This window comes from Rhodococcus yunnanensis NBRC 103083, assembly GCF_001895005.1.
GTDB classification, from domain to species: Bacteria; Actinomycetota; Actinomycetes; order Mycobacteriales; family Mycobacteriaceae; genus Rhodococcoides; species Rhodococcoides yunnanense.
The window spans coordinates 201,266-224,645 of sequence record NZ_BCXH01000005.1; the positions used below are offsets into that span (position 1 = coordinate 201,266).

The 23,380-nt window shown below is 64.5% G+C and carries 19 protein-coding genes; 9 read left to right on the top strand and 10 right to left on the bottom strand.

Annotation, left to right across the window (positions count from 1 at the left end; genetic code table 11):
* Positions 1–35: 35 nt before the first annotated feature.
* Positions 36–836, top strand: coding sequence for an ABC transporter permease (locus RY1_RS11040; protein ID WP_371829464.1), 801 nt, complete (start codon positions 36–38; stop codon positions 834–836).
* 14 nt (positions 837–850) lie between these two features.
* Positions 851–2,482 (top strand): dipeptide ABC transporter ATP-binding protein, encoded by a 1,632-nt coding sequence (locus tag RY1_RS11045; protein WP_072803590.1) that lies wholly within the window; start codon positions 851–853, stop codon positions 2,480–2,482.
* Here the strand turns inward: RY1_RS11045 and RY1_RS11050 are convergent.
* From RY1_RS11050 to RY1_RS11070, 5 genes are all read right to left on the bottom strand, one after another.
* Positions 2,469–4,163: a dipeptide ABC transporter ATP-binding protein gene (locus RY1_RS11050; RefSeq protein ID WP_072803591.1), complete on the bottom strand. Its 1,695-nt coding sequence runs from the start codon at positions 4,161–4,163 to the stop codon at positions 2,469–2,471. The two genes, RY1_RS11045 and RY1_RS11050, sit on opposite strands and share 14 nt — an antisense overlap.
* A gap of 7 nt (positions 4,164–4,170) precedes the next feature.
* Positions 4,171–5,028 (bottom strand): ABC transporter permease, encoded by an 858-nt coding sequence (locus tag RY1_RS11055; protein WP_084727337.1) that lies wholly within the window; start codon positions 5,026–5,028, stop codon positions 4,171–4,173.
* A complete protein-coding gene (locus RY1_RS11060) occupies positions 5,025–5,981 on the bottom strand; it encodes an ABC transporter permease (protein ID WP_072803592.1) in 957 nt (318 codons plus the stop codon). The genes RY1_RS11055 and RY1_RS11060 overlap by 4 nt, the downstream gene beginning before the upstream one ends.
* Positions 5,982–5,988: 7 nt before the next feature.
* Positions 5,989–7,608, bottom strand: coding sequence for an ABC transporter substrate-binding protein (locus RY1_RS11065; RefSeq protein ID WP_072803760.1), 1,620 nt, complete (start codon positions 7,606–7,608; stop codon positions 5,989–5,991).
* Positions 7,609–7,670: 62 nt separating this feature from the next.
* A complete protein-coding gene (locus tag RY1_RS11070) occupies positions 7,671–8,774 on the bottom strand; it encodes an acyl-CoA dehydrogenase family protein (RefSeq protein WP_072803593.1) in 1,104 nt (367 codons plus the stop codon).
* Between the two features lie 388 nt (positions 8,775–9,162).
* Here RY1_RS11070 and RY1_RS11075 point away from each other — a divergent pair, with 388 nt between their 5' ends.
* The 7 genes from RY1_RS11075 to RY1_RS11105 all read left to right on the top strand — a co-directional run bounded on the left by RY1_RS11075 (position 9,163) and on the right by RY1_RS11105 (position 17,529).
* Positions 9,163–10,275 carry an ABC transporter substrate-binding protein gene (locus RY1_RS11075; protein ID WP_072803594.1) on the top strand — a complete coding sequence of 371 codons (1,113 nt, stop codon included), beginning with the start codon at positions 9,163–9,165 and terminating at the stop codon, positions 10,273–10,275.
* Between the two features lie 28 nt (positions 10,276–10,303).
* Entirely contained in the window at positions 10,304–11,161 is an 858-nt protein-coding gene (locus tag RY1_RS11080; protein WP_072803761.1) for an ABC transporter ATP-binding protein, read from the top strand.
* Positions 11,142–11,972, top strand: coding sequence for an ABC transporter permease (locus tag RY1_RS11085; protein WP_072803595.1), 831 nt, complete (start codon positions 11,142–11,144; stop codon positions 11,970–11,972). Before RY1_RS11080 ends, RY1_RS11085 begins: the two co-directional genes overlap by 20 nt.
* Positions 11,969–12,871, top strand: a complete 903-nt coding sequence (locus tag RY1_RS11090) for a MetQ/NlpA family ABC transporter substrate-binding protein (RefSeq protein WP_072803596.1) — start codon at positions 11,969–11,971, stop codon at positions 12,869–12,871. Before RY1_RS11085 ends, RY1_RS11090 begins: the two co-directional genes overlap by 4 nt.
* Positions 12,872–12,901: 30 nt before the next feature.
* Entirely contained in the window at positions 12,902–13,618 is a 717-nt protein-coding gene (locus RY1_RS11095; protein ID WP_072803597.1) for a YcnI family copper-binding membrane protein, read from the top strand.
* Positions 13,619–13,634: 16 nt separating this feature from the next.
* Complete coding sequence (locus RY1_RS11100) at positions 13,635–15,140, top strand: copper resistance protein CopC (RefSeq protein ID WP_245819597.1); 1,506 nt, start codon at positions 13,635–13,637, stop codon at positions 15,138–15,140.
* Between the two features lie 100 nt (positions 15,141–15,240).
* On the top strand, positions 15,241–17,529 hold the full coding sequence (locus RY1_RS11105) for a zinc-dependent metalloprotease (RefSeq protein ID WP_072803599.1): 2,289 nt from the start codon (positions 15,241–15,243) through the stop codon (positions 17,527–17,529).
* 8 nt (positions 17,530–17,537) lie between these two features.
* On the opposite strand, the gene RY1_RS11110 is transcribed toward RY1_RS11105, so the two are convergent.
* From RY1_RS11110 to RY1_RS11130, 5 genes are read right to left on the bottom strand one after another with little or no spacing between them, the layout of a single operon-like run.
* Positions 17,538–18,224: a GntR family transcriptional regulator gene (locus tag RY1_RS11110; RefSeq protein WP_072803600.1), complete on the bottom strand. Its 687-nt coding sequence runs from the start codon at positions 18,222–18,224 to the stop codon at positions 17,538–17,540.
* 13 nt (positions 18,225–18,237) lie between these two features.
* On the bottom strand, positions 18,238–19,881 hold the full coding sequence (locus RY1_RS11115; protein ID WP_072803601.1) for a dipeptide ABC transporter ATP-binding protein: 1,644 nt from the start codon (positions 19,879–19,881) through the stop codon (positions 18,238–18,240).
* On the bottom strand, positions 19,878–20,783 hold the full coding sequence (locus tag RY1_RS11120) for an ABC transporter permease (RefSeq protein ID WP_072803602.1): 906 nt from the start codon (positions 20,781–20,783) through the stop codon (positions 19,878–19,880). The genes RY1_RS11115 and RY1_RS11120 overlap by 4 nt, the downstream gene beginning before the upstream one ends.
* Positions 20,780–21,724, bottom strand: coding sequence for an ABC transporter permease (locus RY1_RS11125; RefSeq protein ID WP_072803603.1), 945 nt, complete (start codon positions 21,722–21,724; stop codon positions 20,780–20,782). Before RY1_RS11125 ends, RY1_RS11120 begins: the two co-directional genes overlap by 4 nt.
* Before the next feature lie 4 nt (positions 21,725–21,728).
* Positions 21,729–23,372: an ABC transporter substrate-binding protein gene (locus RY1_RS11130; protein WP_072803762.1), complete on the bottom strand. Its 1,644-nt coding sequence runs from the start codon at positions 23,370–23,372 to the stop codon at positions 21,729–21,731.
* Positions 23,373–23,380: the final 8 nt, after the last annotated feature.

Sequence of the window (23,380 nt, forward strand, 5' to 3'; positions counted from 1 at the left end):
CGCGCAAGAACCGCCTCGGTGCCGTGGTGTCGCGGCTGCGCGGCACTCCGGTCTCGGTGCTGCTGTCGGGTGCGCTTCTGATCGTGACCGTGCTCTGGACGTTGTTTCCGAGCGTCTTCACCGGCTACGACCCACTGTCCGGTGATCACTGGGAGAAGTTCCTTCCGCCGAACCTGACCCACTGGTTCGGCACCGACCATCTCGGCCGAGATGTACTCGCCCGAGTCATTCACGGAACCTCGCAGACGGTCCTGACGGCCGGTCTCGCGGTCGCCGTGGGTCTGGTCGTCGGGAGCATCATCGGTGTGCTGGCCGGTGTCTCGGGGCCCGTGGTCGACGCGGTCGGTATGCGGGCCAGCGATGTGTTGCTTGCGCTTCCGAGCTTTCTGGTGTCGATCTGGATCGTCACCGCATACGGCTCGGGACGACTGTCCGTCGGAATCGGCGTCGGTATCGGCTCGATTGCGATCTTCGCCCGCGTATTTCGATCCGAGGTTCTGCGCGTACGTTCGCTCGACTACGTCGAGGCGTCGTTCCTGTCCGGTGCAAGCAGATGGTCGGTCATCCGGGGACACATCCTGCCGAATGCGGTCGGAGCCGTGATCGCGTTGGCAGTGATCGATCTCAGTGCTGCGATTCTCGCGATCGCGGCACTGGGTTACCTCGGGTACAGCGCACCGCCGCCCACCCCGGAATGGGGACTCCTCGTTGCGGACGGACGTAACTACATTGCCACCGCCTGGTGGCTCACCACACTTCCCGGGGTCGTGATTCTGCTGGTGATCATCGCTCTGGGCGTCGTCAGTCGACGTGTGCTGGCCTCCAACCGCATCTGACGAAAGAGCGCAACGTGTCCGAAATACTTCTCGAAATCGATGATCTCGTCGTCACCTACGGATCCGGCGACACATCGCACACCGCGCTGGCAGGCGTCGGGCTTGCACTGTCGGTGGGTGAGTTCGTCGCCGTCGTCGGCGAATCCGGCTCAGGGAAAACCACTTTGGCCAATGCCGTGGTGGGGTTGCTCCCGGAATCGGCCCACGTGCAGGCCGGTGCGCTCACACTCGGAGGTCAGGACCTCCGCGGGCTGAGCGAGAAACAGTGGAGCGGCGTTCGAGGCAGGGCCGTCGGACTCGTTCCACAGGACCCGGGAGCCTCGCTCAATCCGGTCCGTACCATCGGCTCGCAGCTCGCCGAGGTCTTCGAACTGAAGGGATCGAAGCTGGGGCGCAGAGAAATTCGACGCCGGTGCATCGAGTTGCTCGAGCAAGTCGAGATCGACGATCCCGCACGGCGGTTGAAGCAGTATCCGTTCGAGCTGTCCGGCGGAATGCGCCAGCGGGTGCTCATCGCGATCGCATTCGGCCTCGATCCGACGCTGCTGGTGGCCGACGAACCGACATCGGCACTGGATGTGACAGTGCAGGCACAGGTGTTGGGTGTGCTCGATCGACTGGTCGCCGAGCACGGAACCACCGTGCTGTTCGTGACCCATGACATCGGCGTCGCCACCGATCACGCGTCGCGAATCGTCGTCATGCGTCACGGACGTATCGTGGAGGAGAACGATGTGGAATCGATCGTTCGACATCCGCAGTCGGAGTACACGAAGACGCTCCTCGGACGGTTGCGCGACGGTGCGCCCTCGGGCCGACGGCCGCCGGGTGCGGTGATCGACGCCGATCTCGAGGTGGTCGTTCGAGTCACCGACCTGGTGAAGGAGTACCGGATCGACGGACGTCGAAAGCACCGCGCTGTCGACGGCGTCGGGTTCACCGTGCGACGAGGGGAGACACTTGCGCTCGTCGGCGAATCAGGTTCGGGTAAGTCGACGATCGCGAAGACCATCATCGGGCTGACGAAGCCCAGCGGAGGCGCGGTCGAGGTGCTGGGGTCGGACATCGCGCATGTGAAGCACCGAGACCGCCGTCAGCACTGGAAGAACATCCAGTTCGTCTATCAGAATCCGGACTCGGCACTCGATCCCCGGTGGAGCGTCCGCGATATCCTCGAAGAACCGTTGAGCGCGTTCGACATCGGTGCCAAGAGCGAGCGCCCGAAGCTCATCGACGACGTGCTCGACGACGTCAACCTGCCTCGCACGGCACTCGACAAGTACGCGGCCGAACTCTCCGGCGGGCAGCGGCAGCGCGTGGCGATCGCCCGAGCACTCATCGTGCGACCCGAGGTCGTACTTCTCGACGAACCGTTGTCAGCGCTCGACGTCATCACTCAGGAGCAGGTGATCTCGCTGCTGGTCGATCTACAGGCCGAGCGGGGTCTGACCTACCTCTTCATCTCCCACGACCTGGCTGTGGTGCGGCAGATCTCGCATCGGGTGGCCGTCCTTCGCGCTGGTCGGCTCGTCGAGGTAGGTGACACCGGATCGGTATTCGCCGATCCGGCATCCGAGTACACCCGCACTCTGATCGACGCCATCCCCGGGCGTCGATTCGAGGAATCGTTGCTCACCAATTCCTGACCGTCACGGGGAGCTGGGCGAACCGATTCCCCGGTACCGACTCGATCAGATTCTGGGTATAGGAGTGCTGGGGGTCGTCGAAGACATCCTCGACCGTGCCCTGCTCGACTATCTTTCCCGCTCGCATGACGGCAACGGAGTCGGAGATCGCGCGCACCACAGCGAGATCGTGGGAGATGAACAGGTAGGTGAGTCCCTGCTCGTGCTGCAACCGTTCGAGGAGGGCGAGGACCTGCGCCTGAGTCACCACGTCGAGAGCGGAGAGCGCCTCGTCGAGCACGATGATCTCGGGGTCGACGACCAGTGCCCGCGCGATCGCCACACGCTGCTGTTGCCCACCCGACAACTCGCCTGGCCGCCTGGTCAGCACCGAGGTGGGCAGTCCGACCCGATCGAGGACGTCGGCGATTCGCGCCGGCCGACGAGCACGATCAGCGATCCCGTAGGAGCGCAACGGCTCGCCGACGATCTCGCGAATCGACCACCGCGGATCGAGGGCTGCGCGCGGGTTCTGGTACACGAGTTGGATATTCCGCCAGAGCTCTCGCCGCCGCCGTGACGTGGCGCCGACCACCTCGTGGCCGAGCACCGAGATGCTTCCGTCGTTCGCGGACTGCAAGCCCATGATCAGACCTGCCGTGGTGGACTTCCCCGAACCTGACTCGCCGACGAGCGCAAACGTCGACCCGGCCGCGACGGTGAACGACACGTCGTCGACCGCGAGGATCGCCTTGCCCTTTCCGGTGGGCGTCTGGAACGTCTTTCGTACACCGCGGACGGTGATGGCGGGCGTCGCCGAGGAACCGGCTCGCTGCTCCGAGCGTGACCGTCCGCCGCCGAGAACGCTGAATGCGAAAGCTTCTCGAAGCAGCTCAGCGGTGTACGGGTCCTGTGGTGCGCGCGCGATGTCGGCTACATCGCCCTGTTCCACGATGTGGCCGCCTCGCATGACGACGACTCTGCTCGCGCGGTCGGTGGCGACGGCCAGGTTGTGCGTCACGAACAGCACGGCCACCGAGAACTCGCGGGCGAGGTCGTCGAGAACGTCGAGGACCTGCCGTTGCACGGTGACGTCCAATGCGGACGTTGGCTCGTCTGCGATCAGTAGCGACGGGCGGAGACCGAATGCGATCGCGATCAACACGCGCTGGCGCATACCACCGGACAGCTCGTGCGGGTACTGGTCGAATCTGACCGACGGTCGGTCGATGCCGACGAGTTCGAGCAAGTCGAGCGACCGCCTACGGATCTCGGCGGCATCGATACCGAGTGCGCGGCGGTGCAGCCGAAAGACCTCCGATACTTGCTTTCCGATGGTCAGGACGGGATTGAGTGCGGTGGCGGGGTCTTGCGGGACCAGTGCGATCTCGCGGCCAAGGACGTCGGCGAGCTCTCTCTTCGACAAGGTGGTCAGTTCGCGTCCGGCGAGCCGAATGCTGCCACCGGTCACCCTGCCCGTCTTGGGTAGGAGTCCGATGACGGCTCGGCTGAGAGTTGTTTTCCCGGAGCCGGATTCACCGACCACGGCGACGATCTCACCGGGGTCGATGTGCAGGCTCACACCGTGCAGGGTCGGGGTCGCCGAGTGTCTGGAGGAGCGGTACTCGACGGACAGATCCTCGATCTCGACGACGGGCGACGGAACTGTGTACGGGGTGTGTGGGGCGTTGATTGTCGACATCGTGACCTCAGATTCGGTAGAGGGCTTGGATCCAGTGGCTGATGCGCGCGAAGGCCAGAACCGCCACGACGACCACCACACCGGGAAGGGTGGTCAACCACCACGCGTTGGCCAGAAAGCTTCGTCCTTCGGCAATCAGCGTCCCCCATTCCGGCGTCGGGGGAGGTGCTCCGTAACCGAGGAAACCGAGTGCAGCGATGGACAATACGGTCGACCCGAGCTCGACCGCCACCAGCGCGAGCACCGGGCCGATGGAGTTGGGGAGGACATGGCGGAACAACACTGCGGGCGCGCGAGTCCCCGAGATGCGTGCGGCGTGGACGTACTGCAGTTCTGTCACTCGCAATGCCTCGGACCGGATCAACCGAGCGAACGGTGCGATGGCCGCGATACCGACGCCGAACGCGATCTGCACGGTGCCGGGTCCGAGTGCCGTCACCACGATCAGCGCGAGCAGGAAACCGGGAACGGCCAGCAGTACGTCGACGACCCGCATGATCGCGGACTCGATCGCGCCTCTCGCCAGCGCTGCGATCAGACCCAGAATCGACCCGACGATGAGACCGATCACGACTGCGACGAATGCGCCGTAGATGGTCAATCGTGTGCCGTGCACGACGCGAGAGTAGAGGTCTCGGCCGATCCGATCGGTGCCGAACCAATGCTCGGCGCCGGGGGGAACGAAGGCGTCACCGGGTATTCCGACCAGCGGATCGTACGAGCTGAACAGTCCTGGCACGGCGATCCACAGGGCGACGACTGCAATCACGACGAGCGCCGCGATCAGCGTCGCGTCCACGTGGGGAGAGCCGAAGAATCGTCGACCGAACGGCTCGCGGACGGGTGAATCGAGTTGCTGCGTCATCGCTGTGCTCCTGCCGTGGAGTTGCCGACGATTCGAGGGTCCAGAAGTGGATAGACCAGATCGACGGCGAGGTTGACCACGACGAACACCGCGGCGATGAGCAGAACGAAACCCTGGACGAGTGCAAGGTCCTGGGACGAGACAGCTTCTTCCAGTACCGATCCGACGCCTGCCCTGGAGAACACGGTCTCGGTCACGACGGCGCCGCCGACGAGAACCCCGAGTGTGTTGGCGGCCACGGTGATCGTGGGACCGCCCGCATTCTTGAGCACGTGCCTGAAGAAGATCCAGTGCTCGCCGGCGCCCTTGGCTCGGGCGACCTCGATGAAGTCCTGCTCCAGCGTCGTGTCGATGCTCTTGAGTAGAACCTGCGAGAGGGCCGCCGACAGCGGCAAGCCGAGGACGACGGCGGGCACGACGTCGGACAGCAGGGAACCGTCGGGAAAGACCGAAAGCCAACCCAATTGGAACGAGAGAACCTGCAGGGCGATGATTCCGATCCAGAACGGAGGCGCCGCGGAGAACAGTGGCGGCACGGCCCGCGCGATCGAACCGATACGGCCAGGAAAGAACAAGTACACCGACGCCACCACCAGCGCGGTGATGACGCCTGCCGCGACGAATGCGAGCCCCGCCAGCACCAGGGTCGACGGCAGGACCGAACCGATGCGGTGCAGCACGGTCTGGCCGGTGGCGATCGAGTAGCCGAAGTTGCCGGTGAGCAACTCGAACAGCTGGCCGAAATACCTACCGACGAACGACGAATCGTAGCCGTAGTAGGTCTTCATCGAGTCCACGACCGAATCGTCGATGCCTGCGCCGTCGCTGATCTGGTTCACCAACATCGTCACCGGATCGGACGGCAACAGACTCACACCGACGAAAATGAACGTGTAGGCCAACCAGAGCACCACGAGGGCGTGGACCAGTCGCCTACCGACATAGGACAGCATCGCGGACTCAGCCGGCTTTCCATGCGGTATGGAACAGCGGATAGGTGGTGGCGTTGAACTCGAGATTCACCTGGGGGGATGCGCCGAACACCTGAGCCTCCTCGAACGTCGGTATGACGTAGGCCTTCTCGATGAGGTAGCGCTGCTCTTCGCGCTGGATGTCGGCCAAGGCGGCGTTGTCGGCGGCGGCGAGTTCGCGCTTGCGAAACTCGACGAGCGTCGGCTCCTCCGCGACGAGGGCCGTGTTTCCCTTGGCACCGAACTGCTGAGCGAGAGAGACGATGGAGATTCGGCTCAGATTGAGCGGAACGTTCGAGTCGGTGGCAGCCGCCGCGGCGAAGGAGGCGTCGTTGCGCACGTTGAGCACGACGCCCAACTCCTGACGCCATTGCTGGGCTATGTACTCCCAGGCACCACCGAGTGCCGCTTGCTGTGCGGACTGGGGGATCTCGAGCTCCAGTCGCGTGCCGTCCTTGGTTCGAACGCCGTCGGAACCGGCAACCCAGCCGGCCTCCTCCAACAGTGCACGAGCACGGTCGGGATCGAACGCGAACTCACTGGACAGATCTACGAAGGCAGGATGCTCGACGTTGAGGATGGATTTGGCCGGTGGGAAGCTCGGTGACAGGGTGGTCGCGACCATCTCGTCGCGGTCGATGCCGATCAGCAGCGCCCGTCGAACTCGCTCGTCGGACACGAGCGGGTTGTCGATACGGAACGAGGCCCAGTTCGAAGTTCCCAGAACGGGTCTCGTTGCCAGTACCTGAAAGCCCGCGGCGGTGATCACGGCCTCGTCCAACGGTTGGATACCGCGGGCGACGTCGACCTGGCCGGATTGCAGTGCTCCGGTACGCAGACCGATCTCGGGTAGCACTCGCCACACGATCTTGTCGAGGTAGGCAGGGCCTTGATTCGACGAGGACTCGGGTGCCCACTGGTAGTCCTCGCGGCGCACCAGAACTACCTCCTGTTCCGGAATCTGCGATTCGAAGACGAACGGGCCTGCGGAGACGACGTTCTCGGGCTTTCCTGCTTCGGTGCCGTCGAGCTCGAGGGTGGACGCGGCCACCAGGCCGTTCTGGTTCTGCGTGGTGCGGAGGAGGAAGTCCTGATTGGGGCTGTTCAGAATCACTTTCACGGTGTCCTCGGACACCAGCTCCGCGTGGTCGTATCCCGGCCGCAGATACGGATTCGGGTTGATGTTCTTCGCGGCGTCGCCGAGGCCGAAGCGGTCGAGGTTGCGGCGGACGATCTCGGCATCGAGGGGGGTGCCGTCGCTGAAGGTGACGCCCGGTCTGATCTTGAACGTGAACTCGGTGTTCTCGGTGTTGTGGGAGAACTCCGAGGCGATCCACGGTACGAGTGTGCGCGAGAGCGGATCGAAATACAGCAGATAGGCAAGGACGCTGAACGAGAGATTGCCCGCGCTGTAGGTACCGAGCCGCTGGTTCTGCCACGACGGAACGGATTCGGTGTCGGAGAAGATCAGCGTCCCACCGCGCACCGGATCACCGGATGGTGCCGACACCGCCCCGGCAGTGCCCGACGAACTTCGTCCGCCGCAGGCAGCCAGGAGGGCGACGCTCACGGCGCCCGAGCCGAACAACAAGAAGTCACGCCTGTTCATCGAAAATCCCACAGTGATACATCCTCAGTTCTGTTGTGCTGTAGCAATACACGTGGAGTACGTCAGCGCACGTAACGCTCGAAATGCGCTGTCCGCACGACCGGGGCGAGTCCGCGCACCTGGAGGAACGTCGCGGCCCTGGCTCGCACGGAGGTGATCTCGTCGTCGAGCAGGCCGACGCCACCGCGCGCGACGACACCAGCAGTGGTCGCGCGGACCGCGATCTCGTCGAGAGTGACGCGCCACAGCGGATCGGGCAACGGCGTCGACACCGCCGCTTCCAGCTCGTCGGCGATCGCCAGCAACGACGGCTCGTCCGGGTGCAGGACGAGTGCGTCGTTCAGTGCTGCGCGTGCCAGACCGTACGGGCCGACCGGAGGAAGATGGGGAACGTCGTCGGGATCGACGTCGGGGTCGAGTTGCAGAGCCCACCGCAGTTCCGGACGCAGAAAACCGTCCCGTGCTTTCCACTCGGCGACGGGAACGACCTCGGTGACGTACTCGTCGGGTAGGAAGACATCGTTCAAGGTGACGGTGGCCGTGCGGGAGCCGAACACGGCGGTCAGCCTGAGCACCTCACCGGTGATGCCCGGCTGGTGCAGGCTCGCGATGCCGAACACGTAGTCCTCGCGTTCCTCGTCGACGGCGCCCAGCCAGATGACGTCGGTCAGACCCCAGCCGGAGTGCCAACCGATGACGCCGTCGATCCGATAGCCGCCCGGTACGCGTCGGGCGACGGTTCCGCGTTTCTGCGGCCAGGACCGAACGTGTCCCATTCCTGCGCCGCCGATCAGTTCTCCGGAGGCCAATTTCGGTAGCAACGCCAATGTTCCGGGGGTACCCGCCTTGATCGCAGGTACGACGGGAGCGCCGTGCTGGGTGACGACCGTTGCTGTCGACGGGTCGGCCCCGAAGAGGAGATCGTCGGCGGCATTACGTACGGCCGGCGGAATGTCGAGGCCCCCGAACTCCTCCGGGACGGACCAGCGGTAGTACCCGACGTCACGTAGTGCCTCGATGTGCGAGCGCGGCACCTCGGTGCGGTCGACCTCCACCGCGCGGGGTGCGATCACCTCCTCGACGAGGCGGGCGAACTCGACGTACGCGGGATGCGACCGAGGGTCCGACGACGTGACCGCCGCGACAGCAGGTGCAGTGCTCGTCATGAAATCTCCTTGGCTCCTGACGGGTGAATTCGTGTGTGCATCGAATCTATTGCCGGGGCGAACGAGAATTGACAATTAATATCGCAGAGATTTCATTTCGACCTCAAGATTTACTTCAACTCCGAAGGTTCGAACGGTTCGGTGTAGAAGAGCTGTCGACACGGTGAAGTAGCGCCTGACCTTTCGCTTCGGCAACGGAATTCATCATGGTTTCGAGCTTGGATCACGATGAATCTATTTATGGAGAACCATCGTGGGCACGTTTATCGTTCTTGGAATGCTCTCCGGGCGGCAACTGTGCGGCCATCGAGAAAGCTGAATCTTGTCGAACCCTAAGCCAGAGAGGAATTGCCGTGAGCGGCACTACAACACATCGGCGGGCGCACGCATGAGCATCTTCATCAACAGGCGCCTGACCAAGAAGCTGACCATCGCCGCGGCGGCACTCGTGGCAGCACCACTCGTACTGGCCGGATGCAGTAGTTCCGATGACGACGGCGCAGTCACCTTCCGCTTCGCGAACTCGCCGACGGCCCTGTCGCTGGTGCGTATCGCCGACGAGCTCGGCTACTGGGACGACGCGGGCGTCAAGCCCGAATACGTAGGACCCGCGACTGCCGTACCCGCAGTCCAGCTGCTCGACCAAGGTGCCGTCGACATCGCCACCGGCATGTTCAACAACGACATCGACGGCAAGGTCAAGGGATTCAAGTTCACCGCGATCGCGTCGAGCATGTTGGATCTGCCGGAAGAACCGCACATGTCCTACTTCACCCGTGCAGGATCGGACATCACCAAGGACAACCTGAAGGCCATCGAAGGCAAGACCGTCGGACTGTCGGGCTTCAACAGCTGCACCGACCTCGTGCTCAAGCGCTACCTGCAGAACAACGGCGTCGACCTGGACAAGGTCAAGTTCCTCGAGCTGAAGAACGAGCTCGTCGCGCCCGCCATCGAGCGAGGCGAAGTCGATCTCGGCGTGTTCCACCCGCCGCTGATCGGTGTGCTGCTCAGCCAGCCGGACAAGTTCACCCAGGCATTCACCTCGTACGAGGACTGGGGTCCCCTCGGTGGGCAGGCGCCGTACGTCGCGAGCAACGCGTGGCTGCAGGCGCATCCGAAGGAAGCCCGCGAGTTCGTCGGCGTCATCGCCCGAACGGCCAACTGGGCCAACGCCCACCCGAAGGAGTCCGCCGAGATCGCAGGCAAGACAACCGGATACCCCGTCGAGCAGACGACCAACTGGCACTACGCCCCCAACGCGCTGCTGGACAAGGCGTCCCTTCAGCTGTGGTGGGACCTGGTGGAAGAAGTGGGCAATCCGCTCCCCGGTTCGGAGAACCTCAAGCCCGAGGACATCGCGACCAACGCCTTCAACCCGTACGCGACATCCGCGGACCTCATCGAGTCCCAGGACTTCAATACGACGATCGTCACCGAGGAACAGAACGACGGGATATTCAAGACCCATCTCGTCGACATCGAAGGGCTAGAGAAGTGATATCCGCACTCGCAGAGAGGGAATGGACATGAGTCAACAGCTCCTGGAGGAGTCCGTCACCGGCGGCTCGGCGCCGGACGGCCCTCGGTCGCACGCGAAGATCGAGGCCAAGCGAGTCGCGAAGCTGTATCCGAAGCCCGGTTCCAAACGTGAGACGACCGCTGTCCTCGACGGTTTCGACCTGCGCATCGAGAGCGGGGAGTTCCTGTCGCTCCTCGGCCCCAGTGGATGCGGCAAGTCGACGTTCCTGAACATTCTCGCCGGCCTGGAGACCTACAACGGCGGCACCGTCCTCATCGACGGCAAGCGGGTCGACGGCGTCGACAAGAACGTCGGTGTGGTGTTCCAGGGGTACGCGCTGTTCCCGTGGCTCACCGCGCAGAAGAACGTCGAGGTGGGCCTCAAGATTCGCGGAGTTCCCCGAGCGGATCGCCGCGCCAGGGCTGCCGAGGTGCTCGAGACCGTCGGGTTGACGGCAGCAGCGGACAGGCTGCCACATCAGCTGTCCGGTGGCATGCGTCAGCGTGTCGCCATCGCACGTGTTCTCGCGTACGAGCCCGAGATCCTGGTCTTCGACGAGCCGTTCGCCGCGTTGGATGCGCAGACGCGTGAATTTCTCCAAGGCGAGCTTCTCCGCATCTGGGAGTCCGGGGAGAACAAGAAGACGGTACTGTTCGTCACCCACTCGATCGACGAGGCAGTCTTCCTGTCCGACCGTATCGCAGTCATGACGCGGTCTCCCGGTTCGGTGAAGGCGTTGATCGACGTCGATCTGCCCCGTCATCGAACCAACGAGCTACGCAGCTCCGAGGACTTCGTCCACGTTCGTTCACGCGTGGCACGTGTGCTCGAGGAGGAGGTGAACTATGGTAGCGACGCTCGATGAGGCAACGGAGGTCATCACCCCTCCCAAAGCCCCCAACCCGTGGCTCGCCAAATACGACCGCTACCTCTACGGGTTGATCGGACTCGCCGGATTCATCGCCGTGTGGTGGGCGGTCGTCCAATTCGGGTACGTGAGCGACCTGTACCTGTCGAAGCCGCTCGACGTACTCAACGCCTTCATCGATGGAATCGCCGACGGCACATTGACATCGGAGATCTGGCCGAGCGTGCAGCGCGCGTTGGTCGGTTTCGCGTCGGCGTTGGTGGCGGGTATCGCTCTCGGGATCCTGGTCGGCTCGGTCCGCATCTTCCAGAAGTTGACCGAACCGGTGTTGCTCTTCTTCCGCAACCTCTCGTTGCTGGCTCTGCTGCCGGTGTTCGTGGTGTTCCTCGGTATCGGCGAGGAGTCGAAGATCGCGATCGTCTTCTGGGCGTGCTTCTGGCCGATCTTCGTCACCGCAGTGGGAGCGGTGTCGAACGTCGAACGCATTCTGCTGAACGCTGCCCGCACGTTGGGGGCGGGCCGGGTGTACATCTTCACCCGCGTCGTGCTGCCTGCCGCGATACCCGGGATCTTCCCCGGCATCCGGCTGGCAGCGGCCAACGCGTTCACCGCGCTCGTCGCGGCCGAACTCGTCGGTGGTGCACAAGGTATCGGCATCTACATCAACAACGCCGCGCTTCGGTACCAGACTCCGCAGATGTATGCGGGCATCCTGACGCTCGGTTTGATCGGCATTCTCGTCAACGGTGTCATGACTGCGGTGGAGTGGCGCGTCACCGGATGGCAGCGAGGGCTGACGAGCAAATGAGATTCGCCACCCTTGTCGTCGCCGCACTTCTGATTCCCGCGCTGGTTGCGTGCGGATCGGAGGTGCGGGCCGGCGACGAGTCCTCCGGCACCGACGTTCTGAAGGTGTACGTCGGTGCCGGTGAGGATCGGGACATACTGCAGTACGCCGTCGACACTCTTCTGCCCGAGACGACCACGGTCGAATTGATAGATGCAGACTCCGATTCCAATGCGAAGATCGCGGCAGGGGACGGCGATCTGTCCTACTACCAACATATTCCGGCATTCGAGGCGGACAAGGAACAGAACGGATTGGACACTCTGAGTATCGTCTCGAAGGTCAACGTCGTTCCCTACGGCCTGTATTCGTCGAAGTGGAAGGACCTGGCCGACACCGCGGACTGGTTGAACGTGGACCTCATCGAGGATCAGGTGACCGGAAGCAGCCTGCCGCACGGCTCGAAAGTAGTTCTGCCGAACACACCGACCGGATTCGCACGCGGACTCTACCTTTTGCAGAGCGCAGGGCTGACCCAGCTCGACCGGCCGTTCGGCGGCACAACGGTGCAGGATCTGACGATCACCGAAGCGAACGTCGTCGACTCGCTGCGGCACCTGTCGTTGCTGCCGCTCGAATACGGCGAGTTCATCGACGGGCTGTACGCCAACTACGACGCCGTGGTGCTCAACCCGACACAAGCCGAATCCATCGGCCTCGACCCGGAAAAGGACGCGCTCGCACTCGAACCCGGCCCGGAGAACCCGTACGCTCACGTACTCGTCGCACCGTCGCGACTGGCAGGTGACGAGCGAGTACTCGAACTGACTCACGCCCTCGAAAGCCCGGAGGCAGCGGAGTATCTGAAGACGAAGTATCACGGCGCGAACATCCCAGTGACTGCCACCGCAACAAACTGACCAGCACTCGATCCGAGAAGAAAGACAATCATGAAACTCTCGATGCGGCGGAGCTGCTCCGTCGTCGTGGCGGCGACGGTGGCAGTCCTCGCGTTCGCCGCCCCGGCGTCCGCGCACGTCCGAACCGATGGAAACCCCGTTCCGCAAGGCGGATACGGGATCGTGCGATTGATCGTGCCGGGTGAAGTGGAGGGCGTCTCGACCGTCGGTCTGACGGTCACCCTGCCCGACGGCGTCGACCTCACCTCCGCGCGAACGCTGCCGATACCGGGATGGACGGCAACCGTCGAGCGAGAGCAATCCGCCGGCGCCGAACGCGTGGCGAAGATCGTATGGAAGGCAACCGATCCGGCAGCCGGATACGGTGTCGCGGAATACCGCGAGTTCGCATTCTCTGCAGGACCGTGGCCCGAGGATGTCGAATCCGTCGCGTTGGCGTCGGATCAGCAGTACTCGGATGGTTCGGTCGTGGCGTGGAACGAGGTAGCGGTCGACGACGCAAGTGAACCCGAACACCCGGCACCCGAAGTGGTACTCGCTGCCGCAGAGGCGCACGGCCACGGTGACGGACACGGAACGGACGCAGCGGAGTCCGCCGCACACGCAGACGACCATCACGAGGATGTGGACACCTCCGATTCGAGCTGGGTATGGCCGACGGTATCCGTGGTGAGCCTGGTGCTCGCAGTCGCGGCCGTGGCCGGAGTCGGAGTGGTGTTGCGGCGGGGTCGTGGCGCAGGCTCGTAAACTCTGCTTGCTGCTCTTGATCGTTGTCACTGGACTGTTCGCCGGTGCCGGGGTGGCGTCGGCGCATGCGAGCCTGATCTCCACAGCGCCGGCCAACGGATCACACGTCGACGAGGCACCGAGCGAGTTGGTTCTGCAACTGAACGAACCGGTGACCTTGATCGACGGCTCCGCACAGCTGATCGACGGTGACGGAACACGATTCGAATTCTCGGACGTGCGATTGGACGACGGGGCGCGGCGGATCGTGCTCGTTCCCGCCGATGCGGTACCGGACGGTGCCTACCTGGCCACCGCACGGGTGGTGTCCGCGGACACGCACGTGGTGTCGCTGTCCATTCAGTTCACCGTCGGATCGGTCACCGCGCAAGGCGAATTCGCCAGCGACGCAGGCCACGGCATCGAACAGTATTTGAATTACCCGAGCAAGACCGCGACGTATCTCGGTCTTGTCCTGTCTGCCGGACTGCTGCTCGCCTCGATGTGGGCCATGCGATCGGCGACGACCACCACGCGGTTCCGGCCGGTGTACCGGATCGGTGCGGGTCTTCTCGTGGCCGGATTGCTCGGGCGTCTGCTGGTTCTCATCGCGCAACAATCCGGCGGGGTGGGTGAGATCTCGTCGGCGGGCGCCCGCACGGTACTGACGACGCCGTACGGTGGCGCGATCGTTGCTGCGGTTGTCCTGTCGCTGATCACCGTAGTGGTTCCGCCTGGTCGAGCGGCAGGCTCGATCGTGGTCGGTCTCGTGCAGGCCGCAGCCGCGATCGCGGCCGTGACGCTGGGAGGTCACGGAGGCTCGGCGCAAGGGTGGCCGCTGGCTTTCTTCGCCACCGTGCTGCACGTCTACGGAATCACGGTGTGGCTGGGCGGACTCGCGGTGATCCTCCTGGTTCTCCGTGGAACATTCGACGTGCAGCGCTGGCATGTCGTGGCGGCGGCCCACGTCGGTTTGGTCGTGTTCGCCGGTGTGGTGCTGTCCGTGCTGCAGGTACGTCCGATCGCAGCTCTCGCGGACACCTCGTACGGACTCGTTCTGTTGGCCAAGGTGTTCGGCGTTGCGGTCGTCGTGGGTCTGGGATATCTGACCTACCGACGCGTCGGCCGTGGAACGCTCGCGCTCGAGTCGGCGGTAGCGGCGGTGGTACTGGCGGCGACGTCGGTGTTGTCGACGCTGGCTCCGGCGAAGGACGTGTACACCACCGACATTGCGACCACTCTGGATTTCGGCTCCTCGGAAGTGGTGAACATCGGCATCGATTCGATCCGCCGCGGACCGCAGCAGCTGAGCATCGAATATCCCTCCGAAGGCTCCGCCTCGGTCAGTGTCGATCTGTCCTCGGCGGCCGCGAATGTCGCCCGATTGCCGGTGGAGTTGTCCGAGCCGGCCCGAGAGAACGGGTCGGTGGTGTGGCGCAGTGAAGCGCTCATCGTTCCGGCCCCCGGCGAATGGAAGGTAACCGTCCGCTTCGATGGGAGTCACGGTCCGAAGGTGGCGTCCTTCTTCTACGACGCCTTGTAGTATTTTGTCCGGATCGTGCCGTGTATCCGCGTGCGCACATTAAAATCCACAGTGATGCAAAACCTCGACATGCCCATGTCGGGGCAATAGCGTCGTACCCATGACTGTCGCATCACCGAGTGTTTTCGAAGGCTTGTTTCCGGTCGTCGCCGATCACGGCGCAGGTCGGGTCTATCTGGGAATCCGCAACTTCGACACCGCCTTCCTGCTGTCCGGGGGACTGGAGACGGGGGTGGGCGCAAGCGAGATTCCCCTCGACCGCGGCTTTCCCGGTCCGGTGCGGCTCGCGAGATTCGTCGCGCTCGGGCCCTCGGTCGTGCTGGAGTACCTCACGGCTTCGTTCGCAGGCGGTCGGCCCAGTGCGGACGCGACACAGCGGCCCGTCGACGATTCCTTCGCCCGGTCGATCGTGTTCTCCGGGCCCGCGGTCGACCTCGACACACTGTCGAGTTCGATCGAGGGTGACCTCCCGCACGCGCAGGCGTACGTCGACATCACCGACTTCCTGACCTCGGACATCCACAACTTCGCGGCCGCGATCTACCCGGGTGTGTTTCCCGTGGGCGCACCGGAAGGTTCGGTGCGGTACCGCCCGCTCCCCGACAGGTCGTTCGCGCTCACCGACCGTGCCCGATCGTTCTCGGGCAACACCGAACTGATCGGCGCGGTGACGTTCGAGGCGACGGACACCCCTCCCGCAGCTCTGGCCCGCGTGGTTCCCGATCCCCGGTTTCTTACATTCACCCAGCGGCTCTCGCTCGTCCCACTGCCCAGCGGATTCTCCCCGCGCAGGTACCACCCGGGCTCCGGCGGGTGGCGCAATCGCTACGAGGATCCGGCACTGGTCGGCGCGCCGAGCATCGACGTCTCCTTCCAGCCTCGCTTCCGTATCGCCGACGGCCCGATCGTGTTCTCCGTCGACCCGGGCATCCCGGATCCGTATCGCACCGCGGTACTCGACGGCGCCTCCTGGTGGCAGCAGGCATTCGCCGCGATCGGCAAGCCCGACGCCTATTCCGTGGAACTGCTTCCCGCCGAGCGTGATCCGTGGGAGATCGGCACCAATCCGATCTGGTGGGTGCACCGGTCCGGCCGCGGCTGGTCCATCGGCCATTCGGTCGCAGATCCGTTCACCGGCGAGATTCTTCGCGGTAGCGTCCGCCTCGGGTCGCAGCGGGTGACGCAGTTGCGCATTCTGTTCGAGGCGCTGTTGAGCCCGTACGGCCGGGACGACGAGGCTGCGCGCTTGGCGGACATCGAGCAGGCGATCGTTGCTCGGATCCGGCAGCTCGCCGCGCACGAGGTCGGTCACGCGCTGGGATTCCAGCACAACTTCGCGTCGAACGGGCACCCGATTCCGTCGGTGATGGACTACCCGCACGCAACCATCGACATCACACCGGACGGCGCACTCTCGCTGAGCAACGCCTATCCGAACGAACTGGGCCCGTGGGATCATTTCCTCGTCGCACATGCTTATGGGGACGCGGACCTCGAGGAGCTGCGCGCATCGACGGCGCATCTGCCGTATCTCAATGATCCCGACGGACATTCACCTCGTGCCAGCAGTTGGCGTGCGGTGCCGTGGACGGTACGTCATTCGGCGGGTGTCACCGATGCATTCGACGCGCTCGAGCACATCCTCAGGGTGCGCAGACACGCGTTGGCGGACTTCGGGGTGGGCGCGGCGCCGCTGGATTCGCCGCTGGGGGAGGTGGAGGCGAGGTTGGGTTCGGTGTACTTCCTGCACCGTTTCCAGGTGCAGGCCGTCGTTCGGTATCTCGGCGGCGTCGACTATTCGTACGGCCAGGGCAGGGGCGGGGCGGACAGGGTGAGTGCTGCACCGTCCGAGCTGCAACGTCGCGCGCTGCGTCAGGTGTCGGCATTGTTGTCGAAGGATGTCATCGGGTTCGATCAGGCGTTGACGGACAGGGTGACACCGCCGTCGATCGGGTACGAACGATCAGCAGCCCAGCTCGGCAGCCGTGCGGGCGCACCGTTCGATCCGGCCGCCTACATCGAGGCCGCCGCGTCCCTCGTCGCGACCGAAGTGTTGTCCGCGGAGCGGCTCAACAGGATCGAGGATCAACACGCGGCCGACTCGGCGGTGCCGTCGATCGGGTCGGTCGTCGGAACGCTGCTGCGGGAGGCGGATTCGCGTCCGGCTCGGTTCACGGTCGCGCGCGCCGTGCTGCACACACTCGCGTCGGGCCGATTGACCGACGCGGCGCGGGTGGCGACGCACCGGGCGGTGGTCCGACAGAGTGCCAAGGTGGACAAGGCAACCGGGGAGTTCCTGCGACGCGGACTGAGCAGAGTGGCCGACGGACGGTCCTTGGACGACGGCGAGTTCTCGCTCCCCGTCGTTCCGGGCGGAATTCCTCTCTGACCGAACGCTTACGGCCGTACCTGCGCCAACGCCGCGAGGCGGATGTCGCGGGTACGGCTGAGGTGCGCGATCACCTCGGTACGTGCTGTTTCGGCGTCGTTCGCCCTGAGCGCCAGCAGAATTGCATCGTGTTCGGCGACGGTCTTCTCCAGACTCGGCGGAGCGCCCACCGGTGAGTCGTCGAACAGCCTCATCTGGGTGATGACACGGTCCAACAGTCCGGTGAGGACGCTGTTGTGGGCCGCGGTCCAGAGCGCCCGATGCCAATCGGCGTTGACCGAGGTGATCTCCTCGATCTCGGTGGCCTCGCCCAGCAGCTCGGCAAGATGTTGGAGGCGGGCGAGATCCAGCTCGGTTCGCCGTAGCGCAGCCGCGGCGGCCGCTGCCGACTCCAACGCGATGCGGGCCTCGTACAACTCCATGATGTCCTCGGCGGTGGCCACCCGAATGCGGTAGCCACGCACGACGCGTTCGAGCAGTCCGTCGTGTTCGAGACGGGTGAGTGCATCCCTGATCGGCGTCCGCGATACTCCGTAGCGCGCGCTGAGCATCGTCTCGAGAAGCACGGTGCCGGGAGGGAAGACGTGGTCGACGAGCTCGGCCCGCAGTCGCGCGTACTGCAACGATGCGGAGTCGGTCGCGGCAGGGCGCTCCGGTTCGGACGCACTGCTCGGGCCCGGGCGGGTGGATGGCATTGGCACATCATATTTACCCACGGAACGTTGACCCATGGACGGTTCCCGTAGACGTACGTCTGCCAGGGATGGCGTCGATCAGTGCGGCGGTGTACTCGTGTGCGGGGGAGTCGAAAACGTCCGCGACGGGACCGTGCTCGACGATCCGGCCTGCCTGCATGACGGCGACGTCGTCGGCGATCAACCGCACCACCGACAGATCGTGCGAGATGAACAGGTAGCTCACCTCCAGTTCGCGTTGCAGTTCGGCGAGCAGGTCCAGAATCTGCGCCTGCACCGACACGTCGAGCGCGGAAATGGGCTCGTCGCACACGATGAGATCGGGGCGAAGCGCCAGCGCCCTCGCGATGGCCACGCGTTGGCGCTGGCCACCGGACAGCTCGCCCGCGCGGCGCGAGGCGAACGACGACGGCAGCCCCACCTGGTCGAGTAGTTCGCGTGACCGCGCTGCGCGTTCGGTGCGCGAGCCGACCCCGAACGCGCGTAGTGGCTCCTCGATGATCTTGGCCAACGACCAGCGTGGGCTCAGCGAGCTGTAGGGATTCTGCTGGATCAACTGGAACCGTCTGCGCAGCAACCGGAGTTCACCTGCTCCCAACGCGCCGGTGTCGGTGCCGTCGAACGTGACGGTGCCCGAAGTCGGGGAGTCCAGATTCGTGATCAACCGAGCCGTCGTCGACTTGCCCGAGCCGGATTCGCCGACGAGCGCGAAGGTTCGACCGCGGCCGATGGAGAAACTGACGTCGTCCACCGCGGTGACACGGGTTCGCCCGCCCGCGGGGTCGACCGCGTCGAACTTCTTGACGAGGCTCTCGGCCACGACGATGGGGTCGGCGTTGGTTGCGCTCCGAGCGGATCCGAGTGCGAACGCGGCCTTCTCGCTGGGGACCGTCGACAGCAGCTTCTTCGTGTACTCGTGTTGCGGATCGCCGAGTACCGCATCGGTCGGGCCCTGTTCGACGACGCGACCCTCGGACATGACCACGAGGTGATCCGCGCGGTCGGCGGCGACGGCGAGATCGTGGGTGACGAGCAGAATTGCCGTGCCCCGATCGAGTCGAAGCGTATCGAGTCGGTCGAGTACCTGGCGTTGCACGGTGACGTCGAGAGCACTCGTCGGCTCGTCGGCGATGATCAACTGGGGCTCGCATGCCCAGGCCATTCCGATGAGGACACGTTGACGCATTCCCCCGGACAGCTCATGTGGGTACTGGCGGGCACGTCGTTCGGGTTCGGTCAGCCCGACAGCTCGGAGGATCTCCACGGCACGCGCAGCCGCCTCGGTGCGTCGCGCACGCCCGTGAATTTCGAGAACCTCCGCGATCTGAGCGCCGATCCGCTGCGTCGGATCGAGCGAGACCGTCGGGTCCTGTGGCACGAATCCGATTGCGTTGCCGCGTAATCTGCGAAGCGCTCGATCGTCGAGGCTGGTGAGTTCGGTGCCGTCGTAGCGAATACTGCCCGACTCCACGTGTGCGGAACGTCCGAGCAGCCCGATGATCGACAGTGCCGTTGTGCTCTTACCCGACCCCGATTCGCCGACGACGGCAACCATCGAACCGCGTTCGACGTCGAAGGTGACATCGTCGAGTGCTCGGGCGTTCGAGCCGTATCGGACCGACAGTCCACTGACCGACAGCAGAGGCGTCTGTGTCATTTCCTCTTCCTTCCGCGCCACGTGAAATCCTTACGATCGGACAACGCGTGCGAGACGCGATTGAGCGACAACACGACTGCGACGATGACCAGACCGGGAATCGTGATGAGCCACCACGAGGTGGCCATGTAGTCGCGTCCGGTCGAGATCAACGCGCCCCACTCGGGGGCAGGCGCAGGCTCGCCGTATCCGAGGAAGCTCAGGCCCGCGATCGCGAGCAGTGCGGTGCCGAACTCGATGGTGGCCAGCACGACGACGGGTCCGCGCGCATTGGGCAGGACGTGGGTGAACATGATGGTCCACCACCGGACACCGGCGGCCCGTGCAGCGTCGGTGTAGTCCGCGATACGTACCTTCAGTACCTCGCTTCGCATCGTGCGAGCCACGCTGGCGATGCTTGCGATACCGACCGACACTGCGACGACCACGACACCTCGCCCCAGGACGGTGATGATGGCCATCGAGAGCAGGATGCTGGGAATCGACAGCATGACATCGGCTCCGCGCATGATGATGTCGTCGACGCGGCCGCCGACGAAGCCGGCGAGCAGTCCCAGCAGTGAGCCGAGCACCACCGCGAGCGCGACCGCGATCACCGCGCCGGTCAGCGACAGTGACGCCCCGTGCACGATGCGGCTGAACAGATCTCGGCCGACCTGGTCGGTGCCGAACCAGTGGGCGCCGCTCGGAGGCTGAAGCTTGTCGGCGCCGACGCCGAGGAGCGGATCCTGATCGGTGAACACCGACGGGAACAGAGCCCACAGTACGACGAGTACCAGTACGGCCGCCGAGACGACCAGTACCGTACGACTGAAGATCCGGCCGGCCTTGCCGGTGCGCCGCCGCGGCGGCGCGGAGCCGGACACGGACTGCCCGACGACTGTCTCGAGTGCGGTGCTCATGCTGTGGCTCCTTCGATTCGAACCCGTGGATCGAGCACCGAATACAGCAGGTCGATGATCAGGCTGACGACGACGAACACGACGGCGGAGATCAGGACGACACCCATCACGACGGGAATGTCCTTCTGCCCGACAGCAGTCGCGGCGATCTGACCGAGGCCGTTGCGAGAGAACACCGTCTCGGTCAGCACCGAACCACCGAGCAACGTGGCAACCGTGACGCCGACGGTCGTCAACGCAGGCAGTGACGCGTTACGCAGAGCATGTCGAAAGAACAGCCGGAAGCGTCCGACGCCCTTGGCGCGCAACACATCGGCGTACGGCTCGGCGATCGTGGTTCTCAGGCTCTTGATCAGCACCTGGGAGGTGATGGCCGCCACCGGGATCGACAGGGTGACGGCAGGCAACACCAGTCCGGACAGGCCGCGCTCGCCGAATGCCGGGAACCACCCGAGCTGGAACGAGAACACCTGCAGCAGCACGAGTCCGATCCAGAACGACGGCACCGACACACCGAGCGGCGGCAGCGCCACGAGGATCTCGCGCAGCCAATCCGAGCGGGTGAGTGTTGCGAAGACGGCCAACGCGATACCGAGGACGATACCGAGAATCAGTGCGGACGCGGCGAGTTGGAGTGTGGACGGCGCCGCGTCCGCGAGTGTTTGCGTCACGGATACACCGTTGCGATACGAGTGGCCCAGATCGCCGTGGAGTGCATTCCACAACTGACTGAAGTACTGGACCACGAACGGACGATCGGTACCGGCCTGGGCTCGGAGCTCGTCGACCTGCTCGGGCGTCAGCGATTGCAACTGCTCGGTGCCCAGTCCCATGGTCACCGGATCACCCGGGACGACGAACAGCACGGCGAATGCCACCGTGAAGGCTGCCCACAGCACCAGGATTGCATGCCGCGTACGGCGAAAGATGTATCGTGACATGGCTTTACTCGCTGAATCCTGCGTCGTAGACCAGGAAGCGGGAGAACGAGTCGAACCGCAGGCCGGTCACGTTGTCGGACACACCGATCACCTGGACGAGCTGGCTCAGTGGGTACGCCCAGTTGTTCTCCAACAGTGTGCTCTGGATATCGGAGGCGACCTCGTTCCGCTGCGACTGGTCGGTCGTCTCGCGCTGCGCGGCCAGCAGGCCCTCGAATTCGACCGTGGCCGGATCGGCGGGATCGAGACCGGCGGAGTTCAAATTGGCCTGGCCGAACACGGTACGCAGGATGTCCGGATCGGGACGCGAGAACGAGAAGGAGCGAAGGTCGTACTCATGGGTGTTGAACGCAGGGGTGAACTCACTGGAGGTCACCTGGTTGAGCTGCAGGTCGATACCGACCGCGCGCAGCTGCTGCTGCAGGTATTCGTAGACGTTGACCTGGTAGAAGTACAGGATGCTCAGCGAGAGCTTCTTGCCGTCCTTCTCGCGGATTCCGTCGGAGCCGAGCTTCCACCCGGCGTCGTCGAGGAGCGTGCCCGCCTCCTCCTTGTTCGGAGTCAGCTCGGCGGACTCGTCGGCGAATCCCGGTGTGGTGTCACCGAGAACGCTGCGTGCGGTGCCGTAGGTGGGTGTCAGGACGGTGTCGGCGATGTCCTGCTGGTCGATCGCGAGTTGCAGAGCCTTGCGGACCTGAGGGTCCTGCAGGATCACCGAATGCGAGAGGTCGGGGGCCGCACCGATGAGAACTCCCGGATTGGTTCGCGAGAGAATCGAGAACCCGCCGCCGGTCAACGCCTGCTCGTCCTGCGACTGAATGGTGGTGGCGACATCGACTTGACCGGACTTCAGCCCGCCGCTGCGGACGCTCGGCTCGGTGCTGACGAGGTACGTCACCGAATCGAGGTGAGCGCGCCCGGTGTGGGCCGCGCCTGCCGGTGCCCAGTCGTAGCCCTCGCGTGCGGTGATCTTGGCGCTTTCACCGGCGGTGTAGTCGTCGAGCACGAAGGGGCCGGAACCGACGATTCCGATTCCGCGGCAACGATCCTCGAAGGACGTCTTCAGCGTCGTCTCGCCCAGGATTCCGAGTGAGGCACTGGATGCACCCATCAGGAACGGCGCGTTGGGTGCCGAGAATGCCACGGTGAAATGCGTCGGATCGACGACGGTCGTGCCGGTGTATCCCGCGAGATAGCCTGCGGCGGTGGCAGTCTTGCCCGGGCTCGCAACAAGCTGATCGAAGAAGTTCTTGACGGCAGTGCTGTCGAGCGGCGTGCCGTCCGAGAAGCTCACTCCGTCCTTCAGTGTGAAGTCGTAGCTCGTTCCATCGGCATTCGCCGACCACTCGGTGGCGAGCCACGGCTCGAATTCACCGGTTTCGGAGTTCTGCTCCACCAGTGAATCGACGACCTGACGCCCGATCACCGCACTGGCGATCAAGTTGGTCTGGCTCGGGTCGATGCAGATGGGATCGGAGTCGATCGCGATCTTCAGGTCGCCGCCCTCACGGGCAGTTCCGGACTGTGATGACGCGTCGCTGCTCGATCCGCCCGAGCATGCCGCCAGCAACAGTGCCGACGACGCTGCAAAGGAAACCGCGGCGATCCGGGCGCCGCGGCGGCCCGATCGCTGGGGAGATGTACTCATCGACTTTC